Source organism: Epilithonimonas lactis (assembly GCF_900110605.1).
GTDB classification, from domain to species: Bacteria; Bacteroidota; Bacteroidia; order Flavobacteriales; family Weeksellaceae; genus Epilithonimonas; species Epilithonimonas lactis.
In genome coordinates, this window is record NZ_FOFI01000002.1 from 324,235 (window position 1) to 342,020 (window position 17,786).

Annotated in this window: 16 protein-coding genes; 4 read left to right on the top strand and 12 right to left on the bottom strand. The window is 38.4% G+C overall.

The features are described from left to right. Positions 1 to 23 precede the first annotated feature (23 nt). Together BMW39_RS06730 and BMW39_RS06735 are read left to right on the top strand one after the other, a co-directional pair. On the top strand, positions 24 to 2,237 hold the full coding sequence (locus tag BMW39_RS06730; RefSeq protein WP_034973283.1) for an outer membrane beta-barrel family protein: 2,214 nt from the start codon (positions 24 to 26) through the stop codon (positions 2,235 to 2,237). Positions 2,238 to 2,271: 34 nt separating this feature from the next. Further along, positions 2,272 to 4,533 (top strand): TonB-dependent receptor domain-containing protein, encoded by a 2,262-nt coding sequence (locus BMW39_RS06735; protein ID WP_034973285.1) that lies wholly within the window; start codon positions 2,272 to 2,274, stop codon positions 4,531 to 4,533. A 62-nt stretch (positions 4,534 to 4,595) separates the two neighbouring features. Here the strand turns inward: BMW39_RS06735 and BMW39_RS06740 are convergent, their stop codons facing one another. The 12 genes from BMW39_RS06740 to BMW39_RS06795 form a co-directional block, all read right to left on the bottom strand. Next, complete coding sequence (locus BMW39_RS06740) at positions 4,596 to 5,621, bottom strand: hypothetical protein (protein ID WP_245750458.1); 1,026 nt, start codon at positions 5,619 to 5,621, stop codon at positions 4,596 to 4,598. Then, positions 5,618 to 7,216, bottom strand: a complete 1,599-nt coding sequence (locus BMW39_RS06745; RefSeq protein WP_245750459.1) for a flavin monoamine oxidase family protein — start codon at positions 7,214 to 7,216, stop codon at positions 5,618 to 5,620. Before BMW39_RS06745 ends, BMW39_RS06740 begins: the two co-directional genes overlap by 4 nt. A 15-nt stretch (positions 7,217 to 7,231) precedes the next feature. Then, positions 7,232 to 8,746, bottom strand: a complete 1,515-nt coding sequence (locus BMW39_RS06750) for a polyamine aminopropyltransferase (RefSeq protein ID WP_034973288.1) — start codon at positions 8,744 to 8,746, stop codon at positions 7,232 to 7,234. Then, entirely contained in the window at positions 8,739 to 8,954 is a 216-nt protein-coding gene (locus BMW39_RS06755; RefSeq protein WP_034963198.1) for a DUF350 domain-containing protein, read from the bottom strand. The genes BMW39_RS06750 and BMW39_RS06755 overlap by 8 nt, the downstream gene beginning before the upstream one ends. 26 nt (positions 8,955 to 8,980) lie before the next feature. After that, positions 8,981 to 9,175, bottom strand: coding sequence for a hypothetical protein (locus tag BMW39_RS06760; RefSeq protein ID WP_228374632.1), 195 nt, complete (start codon positions 9,173 to 9,175; stop codon positions 8,981 to 8,983). Continuing rightward, positions 9,175 to 10,614, bottom strand: a complete 1,440-nt coding sequence (locus tag BMW39_RS06765) for a DUF4178 domain-containing protein (protein WP_245750460.1) — start codon at positions 10,612 to 10,614, stop codon at positions 9,175 to 9,177. The genes BMW39_RS06760 and BMW39_RS06765 overlap by 1 nt, the downstream gene beginning before the upstream one ends. Beyond that, positions 10,611 to 10,973, bottom strand: coding sequence for an S-adenosylmethionine decarboxylase family protein (locus BMW39_RS06770; protein WP_034963200.1), 363 nt, complete (start codon positions 10,971 to 10,973; stop codon positions 10,611 to 10,613). The genes BMW39_RS06765 and BMW39_RS06770 overlap by 4 nt, the downstream gene beginning before the upstream one ends. Positions 10,974 to 11,067: 94 nt before the next feature. Continuing rightward, positions 11,068 to 11,985 carry a citrulline utilization hydrolase CtlX gene (ctlX, locus tag BMW39_RS06775; RefSeq protein WP_034973290.1) on the bottom strand — a complete coding sequence of 306 codons (918 nt, stop codon included), beginning with the start codon at positions 11,983 to 11,985 and terminating at the stop codon, positions 11,068 to 11,070. A 38-nt stretch (positions 11,986 to 12,023) separates the two neighbouring features. Continuing rightward, entirely contained in the window at positions 12,024 to 12,938 is a 915-nt protein-coding gene (locus tag BMW39_RS06780) for a dimethylarginine dimethylaminohydrolase family protein (RefSeq protein WP_034974212.1), read from the bottom strand. 179 nt (positions 12,939 to 13,117) lie between these two features. After that, entirely contained in the window at positions 13,118 to 14,404 is a 1,287-nt protein-coding gene (locus BMW39_RS06785; RefSeq protein WP_034973292.1) for a citrate synthase, read from the bottom strand. Positions 14,405 to 14,622: 218 nt separating this feature from the next. Next, positions 14,623 to 15,915, bottom strand: coding sequence for a phosphopyruvate hydratase (gene eno / locus BMW39_RS06790; protein ID WP_034973294.1), 1,293 nt, complete (start codon positions 15,913 to 15,915; stop codon positions 14,623 to 14,625). A 123-nt stretch (positions 15,916 to 16,038) separates the two neighbouring features. Further along, entirely contained in the window at positions 16,039 to 16,431 is a 393-nt protein-coding gene (locus BMW39_RS06795) for a septal ring lytic transglycosylase RlpA family protein (RefSeq protein WP_051879812.1), read from the bottom strand. Positions 16,432 to 16,563: 132 nt separating this feature from the next. On the opposite strand from BMW39_RS06795, the gene BMW39_RS06800 reads away from it, so the two are divergent. Next, positions 16,564 to 17,331: an enoyl-CoA hydratase/isomerase family protein gene (locus BMW39_RS06800; RefSeq protein WP_034973296.1), complete on the top strand. Its 768-nt coding sequence runs from the start codon at positions 16,564 to 16,566 to the stop codon at positions 17,329 to 17,331. A gap of 9 nt (positions 17,332 to 17,340) precedes the next feature. Continuing rightward, positions 17,341 to 17,772, top strand: coding sequence for a deoxycytidylate deaminase (locus tag BMW39_RS06805; RefSeq protein ID WP_034973298.1), 432 nt, complete (start codon positions 17,341 to 17,343; stop codon positions 17,770 to 17,772). The last annotated feature ends 14 nt before the right edge of the window (positions 17,773 to 17,786 follow it).

Genomic DNA, 17,786 nt, shown 5'->3' on the forward strand with positions numbered 1-17,786 from the left:
CAACTACTCAAAACCAAACAACTATGAAAGCCAAGATTCTCATCGCCGTTATCTTTTTCTCAGGAATGATTTCCGCTCAGCAGACAAAAACAGACTCAGCCAAGACAAAAAATATTGAGGAAATAAAACTTAGCAAAAAGGTTTTCGTGAAAAAGTCTGACCGCTTTGTTTACGATGTTGCCAACGCTCCTATTGCAAAGGGAACCAACTCTTTCAACCTTTTGCAGCAGACACCAATGTTGTCTAGCACAGACGGAAAAGTCTTCAAGATCATGGGAAAATCCAGTGTCGTTTTTTACATCAATGGCAAAAGAACGCTGATGGATGCAGAAGCTATCACAGAGATGTTGAAAAATACGCCTTCAGAAAATATCCAAAAAATAGAAGTCGTGACCGTTCCTGGAAGTGAATTTCAGGTGGAGGCAAACGAAGGTGTCATTAATATCGTGATGAAAAAATCAAAAACGAATGGCTACAACGGAACTTTGAAGATGAACAACAGCCAAAGTTTTTACAACAATCCATCTTCCGGAATTGCCTTCAATGCGAGACAGGACAAATGGTCTTTCAATTCCAACTTCAACATGGGAACTTATAGAGAAAGAGAAAAATATACGCTGACCAACGGCGATTCGACGTTCCGAAATGAGTCTGTGGGAACGATGGATGATCCGAACAAAAATTATGGTGGAAGCATCAACATCGATTATGAGATCAGTAAAAAACAAAGTTTGGGATTCAGCTACAATGTGCGTTACAACAAGAGTTTTGGTTCTGTGTTGGATATGACGAATTTTGAAAATGGTCAGTTGGCAAACAGAACCATCAATCAGGAAGATGCGCAGACAAGAAACCACAATTTCAATCTGAATTATGAAATTAAAACCGATACACTTGGAAGTAAACTGACTTCAAATGTTTCTTATCTGTGGTTCAACAGAGACAAAAAAAGTCTTGGCGAGACGTTTCCCTTATCTAACATAGGCAGTTACAGCGCCTTCCAACAAGCTGTTCCTCAAATCATTAATAACTACGCAGCGAACATCGATTACATCAAGAAATTCAGAAATGAAAGTACGTTTGCGATTGGAACGAGCTACAACTTCACCAATACCGACAGTGACACGAGACAGAATGATTTTGACGGAACGGATTTCATTACCAATACAAACCTTTCCAATCACTTCATCTATAAAGAAAATATCATCGGCGCTTATGCCACTTACGAAAGAAAATTCTCTGAAAAATTCAGTGGAAAATTGGGGACAAGATTTGAAGCAACCATCAGTACAGGCGACGTTGTAGGAAAATCGGACATTGGTTTTGAAAGAAATTACAACAACCTTTTGCCTTATGCGACTTTGAACTATGCCATCAACGATAATCACAACATTACTTACAGTTTTTCCAGCCGAGTGAGAAGACCCGGATTTGGACAATTGAATCCTTCCAGAACTTACTTTACGCCGACCAATTATATTCAGAACAATCCTTTTATGCAGGCTTCGAAGAATTATAATCAGGAGATCAATTATATGTACAAGAATGCTTTCTATGCTAATTTGAGTTTCAACTTTGCAGAAAATGCGTACAGCCAATTGCCGTTGCAGGGAACAATGATCAACAATGAAACTGGAGAAGAAACCAAATTCTTGAGATATATCCGAACCAATTATGGTAACAACAAACAATTGGGATTGACCTTGGGAATGAACAAAGCTTGGTTCAGCGACATCTGGACGACCAACTACTCCGCCAATTTTGAATATGCAACCATCTCCGGCGGTGTAACGAAAGATCCAACTTCGCAACCAATTGAAGGCGTGACAGAAATATTGCAACCTTACACCATTAATGTAAAAACACTCAACATGTTCTTCCAAGCCAACAATATGGTGAGACTTTCAGCTAAAAAAGATTGGTATTTGGGCGTTAACTATTGGTTGATGCCATCCAGAGAAATGGAAATCGGAAAACTGAGAACGCAACAGAGTTTGGATCTGAACATCAAGAAGATCATGGGGAATTTTACCTTCCTGGTAGAAATGAATGACATTTTAAATTCTAACATCGATGACATCAGAACCACGCAGGCCAACGGAAGTTACAACAGTGTGAGAAGCTTCAAATACGGTAGAGAATTGAACATCAATGTGACCTACAACTTCGGAAATCAAAAACTGAAAAAAGCCAGAGAAGTGAAATCTGCGAACGATGCCATCAAGTCCAGAACTTAATAAAAATCAGAAACTTAACTATAAAAAATAAATTATGAAAACTCTCAATACAAAACTATTTTTAGGATTAAGTCTCCTCTCGGGAATCTATCTCAATGCTCAGCAAAAGCCAAAAACAGATTCTGCCGCCACCAAAAATATTGAAGCTGTAACCATCACAAAACAGGTTTTCAAAAAGGAAAGTGACCGATTTGTCTACGATGTTGCCTCATCTCCAGTTGCTAAAGGAAATACTGCATTTAATATTTTAAAACAAACGCCTTTGGTCTCTTCGACAGATGATAAAACTTTGAAGATCATTGGAAAGAACAACGCTGTGATCTTCATCAATGGAAGAAAAACCAATATGGATGCTGAGTCCTTAACGCAATTCCTGAAAAATACACCAGCCGAAAATATTCAGAAAATCGAAGTGATCACGCTTCCAGGAAGTGAATACCAGGTGGAATCTTCCGACGGCATCATCAACATCATTCTGAAGAAAAAAATGACCGATGGATTGAACGGAAATCTAAGGATGGGAAATTCCCAAAGCTATTACAACTCTTCCTACGCCGGACTTTCAATTAATTATAGAAAAGACAAATTAGGGATCAGTTCCAACATCAATACGAGCCAGAATATTCAGGAGCAATATTATATTTTAAGAAATGGAAATGACCGATTCAGCAACCAATCGGAAGGTAGAGTTTCTGACCCCAATAAAAACCTTGGCGGCTACTTGAACATTGATTATCAATTGAATGACAACAGCAACTTGGCATTGACCTACAACTCTTGGGCAAACAGAAGTTACGGCTCTACATCCAACCTCTTCAACACCGTGAAAAGTGATTCTGCCGGCATCAACAATATCAAATATAATTACACCAAAAACCTGGAAAACTCCCGTTCTTACAACAATTCTGTGAACTTGAACTATGAATGGAAAACCGATACGTTGGGAAGTAAACTGAACTTGAATGCTGCTTATCTTAATTATAAAAGATTTCAAAATGCGGATAACGTCACTTATGGTTCTAATGCATTTCAGAAGATTGGAAACCGAATGGTGCAGATCACGCAAAGCACGCCTCAGATCATCAACAACTTTTCTTTCCTGGGCGACTACATCAAGAAATTTAAAAATGATCTCACAGTTTCTGTCGGAGGGAATTTCAACAAGACCAAAACCGACAATGACACTAAAAGTGACACATTCATTTACAATTATGACGCTAACGGAAATCTGGTTTCGACAATCCCTTCTTCCAACCCAAACCACTTCATCTACGACGAAAATATCTACGGTGCGTATCTGACTCTCGAAAAGAAATTCTCTGATAAATTCTCTGGAAAGATCGGCTCCAGGTATGAAATTACCAATAGTGTAGGGAAATCCGACAATGTCGACTTCAGTAATATCGAAAGAAATTACAACAATCTTTTGCCTTACGTCAGCATCAACTACGCGATCAATGACAAAAATAATATCTCCTACGCTTTCTCCAGTAGAATGAGAAGACCAAGCTTCTGGGAACTGAATCCTGTAAAAAACATCTTGACCGATGTGAATTACACTCAGAACAATCCGTTCGTGAAAGCATCTTCTGTGTACACGAATGAGTTCACTTACATGTTCAAGAATTCGTATTTCTTTATTGTCAATCATTCATTGTCGAAGGATGTGATCACGCAGGTTCCGCTACAAAGGGAAATCGTGAAAAATGGCGTCACAACAAAAGAGTTGCGATACATCAGAACCAATTTTGGTGACAGACAAGAGATGTCCGCAATGCTTGGGATGCAAAAGAACTTTTTCAAACAATATTTGACGACCAACTTCAACATTGGTGTACAGAGAAATGTTAATAATGGTTCACTAAATACCGACCCAATTACAGGCGATGTTTTCCCAGATTATGTGAATAAAATTAAATCCAACAGTTTATTGATCCAGACCAATAACACCATCAGATTAGACAAAAAGAAAACTTGGTTCTTAGGTGTCAACTACTGGTATGTGGACAATCAGCAGATCGAGATCGGATATCTGAAATCATTGATGAGTCTTGATACAAGCATCAAAAAGGTTTGGAATGACTGGACCTTCAATCTGGAAATATTTGATATTTTAAAAACAAACAAAGTGGTGATCACCGATCAGCAGGAAAATGGAAACTTCAATTACATCAATCAAAATCAATACAACCACAGCGTGAATTTCAGCATCACTTACAACTTCGGTAACAAAAAAGTTCAGAAGATTAGAGATATCGACAGCGCAGACAAGGACATAAAAAACCGCACCAGATAACTACATTATATATCACGTTAAATTTTTTCAAAGGAAACTCCCGAAGCAATTTGGGAGTTTTTTTATTTTTTCTGATTTCGCCAAATGAAGCCATCCAGCAAATAATGCGTCAATTGTGGAACGACCAAAAGTGGAACCAGAAACTGTTGCCAAGATATGGAAACCTCAAAGTTTTGAATTGAAAAATGCTCACGCCAAACCAAGACTTCCCACATCAATTCTTCGAAAAAAGCAAAGCCCAGAAGAATCAAAACAAACAAGAAAATCCCAAAGCTGGTTTTGAAGATGGAAAGTTTTTTCAATGATGAATTATCTTTCTGTTCAATTTCGCGGATGTAAATCAAAGCGATGTACGGAATGCCGTGAGAAATGACATTGAGCAAGGTGAAAATCAAATCATTATTAAAATAGACAATCCCAAAATACCAGGACAGATAAGTTCCAACAATGATGGCGTTTTTCGGAATGTTGAATGATTTTTCATTAATGAAAAAATAAACGGTTTTCAAAATCCAAATCGCAAGAATTACAAAATAAATCACAGTTATCACAGGCACATAATTGGGAATCGAACTTGTCCAACTGAACTCATTTTCCACAAACCAATTGAACGCTCTGGGCGTCTTAATCCAATAAAGCATCGGAAAAATCGTGGCGGAATAAATTGCCAAGCCGTCCCAAAATTTCGAAAAACCTCTAGCCTCAAATCTGGCATACAATCGCATAAAACCATATTGCTGACGCACAAAATGAAATACCGCTACCAACGCCAAACCTGACCAGAAAAACAAACTTCCAAACTGATAGAAAATCAAACCGAGAATCAAACTGATTGCCGGAATTCCCAAGTACAAAAGTTTCCGCTTTTGGAATTCGTCTTTAATGAAATAAGTTTTGAATAATGTTGAGTAAACGTGCGCCACATCTACAAAAACGATGAGAATCAACCAAGTGTAGAAAGAATAATGATTTTCCAGATTTTGAATCTGACTTTGAAACAAAATCACCACCGCCAACACCAAAAATGGCGGAGACAAGATAAAACGCCAATCCGTTTTCGCATTATGAATCCAAGACTGTCTCATCATTTCAGCATTTCGTTTACCGCGTTGATGCCTTGATGAAAAGCCTCTTCGAAAATAGAAATCCCCGATAAATCTGAGTGCGCAAAGAAAATCTTCTCATCCACATCTTGTTTCGCCAAAGCTCTTTCCGCTCCGAAAATAAAATCCGGAACCGGCGAAATCATCCCGTGACCCAACTTATGAAACTGAATATCAAGGATGAAATCTTCAATCTCGGGATGCGCGACTTTCACATCTGCAAGAACCAGTTTTTTCAAATCTTCATCTTTTTGATAGTATAATTTTTTTCGTGCTTTTTTGCAGTCGTCGGTAGAAAAACTTCGGTAATAGGTGATGACTTTTTCGCCCATATTTTGACTAAGATTTTGATGTTGGTCATTGATGTAACCCAAACCTTCCGTCCCGAAAATCACGTTGTCCCAAGCCAATTCTTCACCGCCACCAAATTCATTTTTCAGTGTAAAAGTCGCTAACAGCCAAGGCACATAATTGAAGTTTGTCAATTTTCTGTCTTTGAAAATATGTTGATTCACGAATTGTGGCGTTGCAAAAAGCACTTTTTCAGCAATAATTTTTTTAGAGATTTTAGTTTGATTATCAAAAACCAAAACCTCCACATTTTCGGCATTCCAAGTGACGTCGTAAACCAAATGTTGCGACAGATTTTTATCTTCCGCAAACTTCGAAAGATGCTTTGCCAATCGCGCATTTCCTTCTGGCCAAGTGAAAACCTGGTTGTGGCGGTTGGTCGCCCAATTGTTTTTTCGTCCCGCGAAATAATGGATTCCCGCCCACGCAGAAACGTATTTCATTCCCAAACCATAATCGTCTTTGCAAGAATAATCCATCAGCCAAAGCAATTCTTCGGATTCAAAATGGTTGTGTTGAAGCCAGCTTTCAAACGTGATTTTATCAAGATTTTTTGCTTCAATTTCCTGGCTGGATTTGTCCAATGGAATATCAAACCAATACTTTCCAGAAGCATCTTTTCTGGTTCGGAATTCGTCAATTAATTTGAAAAAACGCTCGAATTCTTTTTTTGTTTTTAATGAAATTCCATTTTGTGGCGTGAGGTCATTTTGCCATTCATTTTTGAAGAAAAGTCGCTCTTCTTTTGGAAACGTAAGTTGCTCGACATCGAAGGTTGGCAATCCATTTTCGTCATCGCCGAGAAAGATTTTACATTCCTTCAGAAACTCAATCAAATCCAAATCTTCTTTGTTGGGAATCGGCAGATAATGGGCGCCGAGCGGGAATTTTGAAAACTTATTTTCACCATTTGAAGCATTTCCTCCCAGGTGATTTTCCATTTCGACCAGAAGAAAATCCGTTTCATTGTTTTTGGTCAAATGTCTGCAAGCGGAAAGTCCAGAGATTCCACTGCCGACAATCAGGAATTTGACATTAATTTCTTTAGTAGGTTTCGGAAAATCCTTTGCCCAAAGCTGGTGTCCCAAAACATAATTCGTTCCTGTAATCTTCAGTAAAATCGATTTTGATTTTTGCTTGCAATATTGCAAAAAAGGCAACATTACGCCAGCCCACAACATTGTTGTAAGAAAGAATTTTCGGGAAATTTGATTGCGATTTTGAGACAATTTTAAGGATTTAAATTATTGGATTTTGCCCCATTCTTCATCAAAATATCGAACCAAAATCTGGTTGTCGAGTCGGTTAACTTCCAGATTGTCAGCCTTCATATCTTTGCTGAAGTAGGACATTTGCTTAAAATTATAATCATAAAATTTCAAATCAGGAATTTTTCTAACAATTTTATTATCAATCGGTTGGAAAGATGCGAAACAAAATCCCCATTCTCCAAAACTCGGAACATAAGTGTGATAAGCCGTTGTGAAAGGGAAAATTTGATTAATGGTCTTCTCGATGCACCAAAAAGACTTCGGCGCAAAATAAGGTGATGTGGTTTGCACTACGATTTTGGTATCCGGCGTGGTAACTTTCTCCAATTCCTTGTAAAACTGAACCGAATATAATTTCCCTAAACTGTAATTGGAAGGGTCAGGAAAATCGATGATGATGACGTCGTACTTCTTCTTGTTTTCCTTAATCCAAATGTACGCGTCCTTGTTGATGATTTCTAATTTCGGGTTGGAAAGTGCGCTGTGATTCAGTTTTTTCATCGTTTCGTTGTCTTTGAAAAAATTGGTCATTTGCCCATCCAAATCTACGAGTGTGATATTTTTAACGTCTTTATATTTTAAAACTTCTCTCACCGCAAAACCGTCGCCTCCGCCCAAAATCAAAACGTTGGAAATATTCTTGGCCATTGACATTGCGGGATGAACCAAGGCCTCGTGATAGCGGTATTCGTCGGCGGAAGAGAACTGGAGATTGTTGTTGAGATAAAGCCTGAAATCTTTGTCGTTCCGCGTCAAGACGATTCTTTGATAAGGTGAATTGTTTGCGTAAACGATGTTTTCGCCGTACAATTTTTCTTCAGAAAAGGCCAAAAGTTTGTCAGAAAAAACAAATAGAGCGACCAATCCCAAAAAGGCGACAATGGATTTGGCCTTCAAAGCGATTGGATTTTTCAGTTCTTTTTCCAGATAGAACGATAGGAAAATGGCGATTGAAATATTAATCAAACCAAAAAAAAGTGGCGTTTTGATAATCCCCAAACTTGGAATCAAGACCAAAGGAAAAAGGATTGAGGCCAATAAAGCGCCAATATAATCAAAGGCGAAAACATTGGAAACCAAATCTTTGAAAGCAACTTTGTCCTTCAAGATATTCATCAACAATGGAATTTCCAAACCGACCAAACATCCTGTGACGAAAACGAAAAGGTACAAAACCGGCTCAAAATGCTGAATCGTATTAAACAGAAAAAACAAAACCACCGAACTGATTCCGCCAATCACTCCGACGAGAATCTCAATCTCAACAAATTTGTTCAATAAATCCTTGTGAATAAACTTGGCAAAATACGACCCAACGCCCATCGAAAATAGGTAAACGCCGATGATGAAAGAAAACTGCTTGACAGAATCTCCCAAAAGATAACTCGCCAATGCGCCTGCAACCAACTCATAAATCAGTCCGCAAGTCGCAATGACAAACACCGAAAAAAGCAGAAGCAATTCAAAAGAAATGCGTTTTTTATCCATGAATCGCTCCGCTGATAATGATGGAAATCCCGATGATAAATGCGCCCAGGATAATTGCCAAAGCGGTATTGTTGTTTTTTGAAATCTCGTGCCACGTTTTTTCAGGCGTCAATTTCTCGATGATGAGGTAGCAAACCAAAAGAATGGCGACTCCCAAAAAAGCGTATAATATTGAATTGACTATCGGTAAATAATTAAATTCTCCCATTGTTTTTTATTTTTTTTTAATCAAAGTTATTTGTGATAATATCTGTAAACAGATGTTCCGTGTGAGCGATATCTCGAGGTTCCGTCCCTGTATTTCTCTGTCTTTGCGCAATCGCAGAACTGGTTTCCTGTGTAGGTCAAATAGAGAAACCAACCCAGAAAAAATACGCCTGCGAAGACTACAAGTTTATATTTTTTGATGTAATTAATGATTTTTTCCATCAGCTTGTGTAATCGTTAAAAGGTGAATAGTTGCTGTTCTCCCATTTGGTCTTATCAAAGAGATATTTTCCCCAATAATTGAGTCCAACGAGCAAAGCCATAATTCCGAGAATGATAAAGTAATTCCAGAAACTGACCGGTTTCCAAAAAGCCTGAATGGCGAAATTGGGATTGGCAGAATCTGTGTCTGGAATGTTTGTTGAGAAATTTGGATTTTTCAGTTTGAAAGCCTTCGCCTGTTCCAATTCTGCGTACGTCGTTGAATCATTTTGTTGAAGATTTTCGAGGTTCACCGCTGTTTTTTCTCCCGATGGCAGGATGACATCTACAAAGCCGTCGCCTGTGTAAGCAAACGTTTTTTTGCCATCTGGCGCATAGAATGTTTCTCCCGCTGGTTGTTCAAAGCCTTGTTTTTGGGCGCTGATTGAAAAATGATATTTTCCGGGCGCCACACCACAGAAATTGAATTCCTTTTCCTTACCACCTTCCGACCAGCTTTCGCCACTTTCGTAGCCGTGATATTGCTCGATGTCTTGGGATGTGTATTCTATTTCATTGGAATTTTCATTAATCAAACTCAACTCTACATTCGCCCAAGAATTATCGACGTTGGAGGACAATTTGACATTAAGCGGAGCCGATGCGCCACTCAAATCGAAAGATTTGGAAATCAGTTCCTTACTTCGGACAGAATCGAATCTAATATTATCGCTGAAAACCTCATAATTGCTTCTGGAAACCGTGTTGTAAAACTGAAACAGACTCATTATCAATGCCACAACGACGAAGACATTCAACAGCTGTCTTGGATTCACATAATATGGCTGAACAATCCCAATCCCCGAATAATTGGGCATATAAGCAGGTTTGAACGCTTTCTTGATTTCACTTTTCGGAACGTGTTTTCCCCAAAGAAAAGTTTTTTCTGTACCCACTTGTTCCAAAGAAACCATCTCGGTTCCGTTAACAAACTCCTTGTACGTTGCTAAACTGAACTTGAGTTTATCTTCGAAGAAACCCGTTGCCGAGTCAATGTTATTGGGTGTGGACTCGTACCAGCGGTATTTTTTGCCTTCAAACTCTGCGTGGAATTTGAATTCTTTGTTGGGCATTGTCTTTGGAAACATTATCACCCAATGGCCGTTGCTCTCGCTGAGGAAAGCTTCGTTGAGATTTTTATCTCTTAGGTGATATTCTCGCCAGAAAACAGAATTTCCATATTTCTTGACCACAATGGCAACAACAGTATATTCCGTTCCGTCTAATTTCCCTTTTTGACCAACTTCCAAAACCACATTTTCAGTTGGCTTTTTGACATTTTTGATAATTTTACCTTGCTCGCTCAACATCGAGCAAGACTTACAGATGTAGCTCTCAACAGGGAAATCGAGGTCTAAGGTATTTTCTTTTTTGCAACTGGGACAGGTGTAAATCATCATCTTCGGATTTTGTGTTCTTTGATAATTTGTCCTGAGAAATAGTCGGTCACAGCCTTGGCAATCGTCTCGGTCTTGTGAGAATTATCGCCGAAGTAATTACACAGCAAAATATCGAAAGTCAGTTGAGAAAACTCTGGCCAAGTGTGGATGCACAAATGAGATTCTTTGAGAATGACAGCCGACGTGAAACTGCCGTTTGAGAAGATGTGATGCGTCTCGCCAACCACTTCTGTTTCATTTTCCGATAAGATTTCCTTTACTCTTTTGATGAAAGAATCGTAGTCTAATAATAGATTTGCCTCGCTGACTTTTAACGTTAATAAGATGTGTAAACCTTCGCTATAAGTTTCTAATTCCATTTGTGCTAAATAATGACAGCAATATCTTATTTTTTTGGAAGATTTACAATAGAAAAATAAAAAAGCTACAAAAATCTGTAGCTTTCATTGAATTTTATTTCTTCGGCAAGAAAACCTCTGCCAGCATACATCGGGCACTTCCGCCACCGTTGGTCTCTATGGTTTCCAAATCTGAGTAGATTATTTCTGAATATTTTTTAATCGCGGAAACTTGTTCCGGTTTCAAAGATTTGTACGCACTTTGGCTCATTATCAGGAACTTTTCTCCTGAATTGTTTTGAACCTGAAGCATATTCCCTGCGAAATTCTGCATTTGGTCTTCGGAGATTTCTATCAATTCTTTTCCGGAATTTTTGATGGAATCGATGACGTTTTGTCTTTCAGTTTCATCGTCGATACAGTCTAAACAAATCACGACAAACTTGTCCGCCACGCACATCATCACGTTGGTGTGATAGATTGGCAATCTTTCTTCGCCAGCAGTTTGATAAGAATGAAAAACTATGGGCGTAAATCCAAACTCACTACAGAATTTTCTAAAAAGTTCCTCATCCAACCTCAACGAAACAGAGCCATAAGCAATCTTGTTGTCGTGGTCGAAAATCATACTTCCGGTTCCTTCCAGATATTTGTCCTCGTTTTCAATCTTGGAATAATCGATGATTTCTGTGACATCAAATTGTTCTTTGATTTGATTAATGATATCCTCACGTCTTTCCAAACGTCTGTTTTCTGCAAACATTGGATACAAAACGATTTTTCCATCAGCGTGAAAACTCACCCAATTGTTAGGGAAAATAGAATCCGGCGTTTTTGGGTCAATCGTATCTTTAATGGTAATGACGTTGATGCCTTTCGCTCTCAATTTCTCAACAAAAGAATGGAATTCGTACAAGGCTTTTTCCTGCACATTTCCTTCCTGCTGAACTTGGAAATAATTGTTAACCGCCGTTTGCTCGTTGAATCCGAAAGCGATTGGCTCTATCATTAGAACTGTATCTGTGGTTTGCATTTAAAATTAAATGATTAAAGAATTAAACGATTAAAAAATTACTCTCTAACTAATGGAAGCGTTGAACATCTCAAAAGTCCGCCCATTTTGGAAATTTCTCTATATGGAATTTCTTCTACCGTAATTCCCCATTCGTTGCGGAAATGGTCATTCATTCTGGTGAAAGCTTTGTCCGAGACTACAACGTCTGGTGCGATTGAGAAGACATTCGGGAACATCTGGAACATCTCTTCGTCATTGACATTGAAGCAATTTTCTTCGCCAAAAATATCGAGAACCAATTGGTAATCATCTTCGTCCACAAATCCGTTTTTGTAAATCACACATTTGTCTTCCCCAATCGGGTTGAAGGTACAATCTAAATGCAAAATGCCTTCGTAAGGTTTGGTATCACTTTTCTTCAAATCCAAATCGATGATTCTCTTTTTAGGGAAATATTCTTTTAGGATTTCAATCGCATATTCGTTGGTTCTGGCGGTTTTCAGATTTCTGTAATCTGGGCTGTAACTGGTTCCTATAAAAAGAAATTCGTCCCAAACAATCACGTCACCACCTTCGATGTGTGCTTTTTCTGGCAAGTTGACCACGTTTCTCCAAGACACTTTATCGATGATGTGTCGGTAAGCTTCCTGCTCATCTGCACGGTCTGGGATGATATTCGAAATAATCATTTTATCCTCGATGACAAAAGCGACGTCACGTGCAAAAACCTGGTTGTAATCCTTAATAATTTTTGGCCGGAAAACCTCAACATCATATTTCTTCAGAACTTTCTCAAATTCTGACATTTCGAAGACAATATCTTCCTCTTTCGGATAGATATCATTTTCTATGGTGTTGTATGATTTGGCGTCGTAGCTTTCTGCAAGTGTAGGAATTGGTCCGTTGGATTTTGGTTGGCCCAGAACCACAGACTTTAGCTTTCCCGTTTCGTTTTTAATATTGAGGTTGATTCCCATAAAAATGTAAGTGTCGCAAATATAATTAAAGCTATGCAATAACCGAAAATTCGGAAATAATATCTGTTTTAAGGATTTATTAAATTGTTTTGCTTTCCAGTTATCAATTGTCACCACAAAAAAATCCCCAAAACCAGAGTTTCAGGGATTATTAATTTTATAAAAAAAAGATATTATCTGCTTTTGATGTCAAGATAATCTCTTTCTGTAGCACCTTGGTAGATCTGTCTTGGTCTTCCGATCGGATCACCTTTCAATCTCATTTCTCTCCACTGAGCGATCCATCCTGGCAATCTTCCTAATGCGAACATTACGGTGAACATTTCTGTAGGGATTCCCAAAGCTCTGTAGATGATTCCTGAGTAGAAATCTACGTTTGGATATAATTTTCTTTCGATGAAGTATTCGTCTTCCAAAGCTACTTTTTCCAACTGCATTGCAATATCAAGTGCTTTATCTTGGATTCCTAGTTTTCCTAAGATATCGTCTGCCGCTTTTTTGATGATCTTCGCTCTTGGGTCAAAGTTTTTGTAAACTCTGTGACCAAAGCCCATCAAACGGAAGCTGTCATTTTTATCTTTAGCTTTTTCAACCCATTTGTTCACGTCTCCACCATCTTTTTCAATCAACTCAAGCATTTCGATAACTGCTTGGTTTGCACCACCGTGAAGTGGGCCCCAAAGTGCAGAAACTCCAGAAGAGATAGAAGCGAAAAGACCTGTGTGAGCAGAACCAACCATTCTTACTGTAGAAGTAGAACAGTTTTGCTCGTGATCGGCGTGAAGGATCAATAATTTGTCCAAAGCTGCAACCACAACCGGATCCATCACAAACTCCTGATTAGGAAGTTTGAAAGCCATTTTGTAGAAATTCTCTACATAATTAAGGCTATTGTCACCGTGGTTAATTGGTAAACCTTGTGTTTTTCTGTAGGTCCAAGCACAAAGGTGAGAGAATTTTGCAATCATCAATTCTGATGCATAATCCAATTCTTCCTTAGATTTCACATCTACCGCTTTCGGGTTGAAAGCCGTCAATGCGGAAGTCAAAGAAGACAAAACACCCATTGGATGCGCAGAACGAGGAAAAACATCAATCAGTTTTTTAAGCTCATCTGCAACAAAATTATATTTCTTGATGTTGTTTTCGAAGCTGTTGAACTGCTCTGCTTTTGGTAATTCTCCGTGAAGCAAAAGATACATTACTTCCGTAAAATTAGATTTCTCAGCGATCTGCTCGATAGGATAACCTCTGTACAACAATTCTCCTTTATCACCGTCTAGGTAAGTAATTTCACTAATGGTAGCACCTGTGTTTTTGTAACCAAGATCCAAAGTGATCAATCCCGTTTGGTCTCTCAGTTTGGAAATATCAATTCCTCTGTCTCCGATAGTACTATCTACGATCGGATACTCGAAACTTTTCCCGTCGTAATTTAATATAACTTTGTTATCTGACATTATAAAAATATTTATGTGTTAAATATAACACTTTACTCGGAAATGGTCAACTGACAAAAGTCATATCTTCTAATTGATTCTATTAATGTCAATAATTGAACAAATGAAAACATTTATTATTAATAATTAATCAAAATAAAACATTGATTTACAATTACATAAAAATAAAAAGGCATCTGAATTTCTCCAAATGCCTTTTATATTAATTTAAAAATTAATTATCTTTTGATCTTGAAAGCGTCCAAACCTGGGAAAACCGCAGTTTCACCTAAAGCTTCTTCGATTCTCAAAAGTTGGTTGTATTTCGCCATTCTGTCTGATCTGGACGCAGAACCAGTTTTGATCTGTCCACAGTTTTGTGCCACTGCAAGATCTGCGATTGTAGAATCTTCAGTTTCACCAGATCTGTGAGACATCACTGTCGTGTATCTGTTTTGTTGCGCCATTTGTACAGCCGCCATTGTTTCAGAAAGAGAACCAATTTGGTTTACTTTTACAAGGATGGAGTTCGCTGTATTTTCTTTGATACCTCTAGAAAGTCTTTCAACATTCGTTACGAACAAGTCGTCTCCAACCAATTGTACTCTGTCTCCGATCTTATCTGTCAATTCTTTCCAACCTGTCCAGTCATTCTCCTGCATTCCGTCCTCGATAGAGATGATCGGATATTTGTTTGCAAGATCAGCCAAGTAAGAAACCTGCTCGCTGCTAGAGAACACTGGCGCATCTGGCGTCTGGAATTTTCTGTAATCGTAAACGCCATCTTTGTAGAATTCTGAAGCGGCACAATCCAAAGCGATCATAATATCGTCTCCTGGCTTGTAACCTGCTTTTTCGATAGCTTGTAAAAGAGTATCCAAAGCATCTTCAGTTCCTGTGAAAGTTGGTGCAAATCCACCTTCGTCTCCAACAGCTGTGGACAATCCTCTTCCGTGAAGAATAGATTTCAAGCTGTGGAAAATTTCAGTTCCTTTTCTCAAAGCGTGAGAGAAAGAATCTGCTTTCACTGGCATTACCATAAATTCCTGGAAAGCGATCGGCGCATCTGAGTGAGAGCCACCGTTGATCACGTTCATCATTGGAACTGGAAGTGTGTTGGCGTTCACACCACCTACATATTTATAAAGAGGCATTCTAAGTTCGTTAGCAGCCGCTTTCGCAACAGCCAAAGAAACACCTAGAATTGCGTTTGCGCCTAATTTTCCTTTGTTAGAAGTTCCATCAAGGTCGATCATTACCGCATCGATAAGATTTTGTTCGAAAACCGGAAGCCCAATCAATTCTGGCGCGATGATCTCTTTCACATTTTCTACCGCTTTCAAAACACCTTTACCAAGATATTCCGGCGCGCCGTCTCTTAGTTCAACTGCTTCGTGCTCACCTGTAGAAGCACCAGAAGGTACTGCTGCTCGTCCCATTGCTCCACTTTCTGTGAAAACATCTACTTCAATTGTTGGATTCCCTCTGGAATCTAATATTTGTCTTGCTTCGATAAATGAAATGTAACTCATTGTCTTGATGTTATTTTTTAAGATTTTTATTTGTTGACTTTTTTAAAAGCATTGCAAATTTAAACATTTTAAATATATTATGTATCGAATCAGTTTAGAGTTTCATTTACATTATATTAAGGATTAATTCAAAATCCGGTATTTTACTTTTACAATTCCTTCATTCAGGTCGGCGATCTTTTTAAAAGCGCCTTGGCTGAGGTCAAATTCTCTTGACGGCTTTAAAGGTCCTCGGTCGTTCACAGTGATGATGACGGATTTGTCATTCTCAACATTTACGATTTCCACCCTTGTTCCAAATGAAAGTGATTTGTGTGCGCCTATAAGTTTGGAATGTCTGTAGGTTTCGCCGCTTGCCGTTCTGTTCCCATTGAATTTGTCGGCGTAATAAGAAACAGTGGTCGACCTGTAAGAACTACTAGCAGAATTCCGACTTCCGCACGAAATTACAAAAAGCGCAAGTAGGAATATGTAAATTTTAAACGCATATTGTGAGGTTTTTAATAAAGTTTTCATAATTATAATTTACAATGGTTAATAAATGCACGTTATAAATGTTAATTATTCATTAATATTTTGTTTATATTGCAGAAATTTCTAAATTAGATTTTTAAATCAAATTAGAGATTAAAAAATAATCTCCTTTAAATGAATTACGAAAGTATAAAATTAACGATAGAAAGAAAAATCGCCGTTGTCACAATCAACCGACCAGAGAGCTTAAACGCCTTGAACACTCAGGTTTTTAATGATTTGGAAAACGTGTTTGATTTTCTTGAAAATGAGAAAACCGTGAACTGTGTCATCGTAACCGGAAGTGGGGAGAAATCCTTCGTTGCAGGTGCAGACATCAAGGAGTTTTCAAATTTCAGTCAGGAAAAAGCGACCGAGCTATCAAAAAGGGGACATTTTGTTTTTAACAGAATAGAAAATCTGAGCAAACCGGTCATTGCAGCAGTCAATGGTTTTGCTTTGGGTGGCGGATTGGAATTGGCAATGGCTTGTCATCTAAGATACGCTTCCGAAAATGCAAAGCTTGGTCTGCCAGAAGTAACTTTGGGATTGATTCCCGGTTATGGAGGAACGCAAAGATTGCCGAAATTAGTTGGCAAAGGAATTGCAAATGAAATGATTTTCTCTGCTAAAATGATTTCTGCAGAAAAAGCCAAATTGATTGGTTTGGTGAATGAAGTTTTTTCTCTCGAAGAATTGCTTCCGAAAACGCAGGAATTGGCAGAACAAATTGTGAAAAACTCGCCACAAGGCATTGCACAAGCAATAAAAGCAGTCAATGCAAGTGACAAGGAAAATGGAATGGAAAGTGAAATCAATTCTTTTGGAGAATTGTTCGCTCAAGGAGATTTTAAAGAAGGTGTTTCGGCTTTTCTGGAAAAAAGGAAGCCTGCTTTCGATTAAATGTAAAGAATGGATTATAACAAATTCGATATTGCTTACCTGAAGATGGCGTCCGAATGGGCAAACCTGTCTTACTGTAAGCGGAAAAAAGTGGGAGCACTTATCGTGAAAGACCGAATGATAATCTCCGACGGATACAATGGAACGCCTTCCGGTTTTGAAAACAACTGCGAAGACGAAGAAGGGAAAACCAATTGGTTTGTGCTACACGCAGAGGCCAACGCCATTTTGAAGATTGCCAGCAGTACGCAATCCTGCAAAGACGCAACATTGTACATCACGATGTCGCCTTGCAAGGAGTGCAGCAAATTGATTTTACAGGCAGGCATCAGCAAAGTGGTCTATATGACGGTTTACTCAGACGACAGTGGATTGGAATTTTTGAAAAACGCAGGCATTGAAACTTTAAATATAACAGAACAAGAATTATATACTTTATGATAGGATAACTACTT

Coding starts and splice junctions, on each gene's coding strand:
- BMW39_RS06730 (WP_034973283.1), top strand. CDS start 24: ATGAAAGCCAAGATTCTCATCGCCGTTATCTTTTTCTCAGGAATGATT.
- BMW39_RS06735 (WP_034973285.1), top strand. CDS start 2,272: ATGAAAACTCTCAATACAAAACTATTTTTAGGATTAAGTCTCCTCTCG.
- BMW39_RS06740 (WP_245750458.1), bottom strand. CDS start 5,621: ATGATGAGACAGTCTTGGATTCATAATGCGAAAACGGATTGGCGTTTT.
- BMW39_RS06750 (WP_034973288.1), bottom strand. CDS start 8,746: ATGGATAAAAAACGCATTTCTTTTGAATTGCTTCTGCTTTTTTCGGTG.
- BMW39_RS06755 (WP_034963198.1), bottom strand. CDS start 8,954: ATGGGAGAATTTAATTATTTACCGATAGTCAATTCAATATTATACGCT.
- BMW39_RS06760 (WP_228374632.1), bottom strand. CDS start 9,175: ATGGAAAAAATCATTAATTACATCAAAAAATATAAACTTGTAGTCTTC.
- BMW39_RS06765 (WP_245750460.1), bottom strand. CDS start 10,614: ATGATGATTTACACCTGTCCCAGTTGCAAAAAAGAAAATACCTTAGAC.
- BMW39_RS06770 (WP_034963200.1), bottom strand. CDS start 10,973: ATGGAATTAGAAACTTATAGCGAAGGTTTACACATCTTATTAACGTTA.
- ctlX (WP_034973290.1), bottom strand. CDS start 11,985: ATGCAAACCACAGATACAGTTCTAATGATAGAGCCAATCGCTTTCGGA.
- BMW39_RS06785 (WP_034973292.1), bottom strand. CDS start 14,404: ATGTCAGATAACAAAGTTATATTAAATTACGACGGGAAAAGTTTCGAG.
- eno (WP_034973294.1), bottom strand. CDS start 15,915: ATGAGTTACATTTCATTTATCGAAGCAAGACAAATATTAGATTCCAGA.
- BMW39_RS06795 (WP_051879812.1), bottom strand. CDS start 16,431: ATGAAAACTTTATTAAAAACCTCACAATATGCGTTTAAAATTTACATA.
- BMW39_RS06800 (WP_034973296.1), top strand. CDS start 16,564: ATGAATTACGAAAGTATAAAATTAACGATAGAAAGAAAAATCGCCGTT.
- BMW39_RS06805 (WP_034973298.1), top strand. CDS start 17,341: ATGGATTATAACAAATTCGATATTGCTTACCTGAAGATGGCGTCCGAA.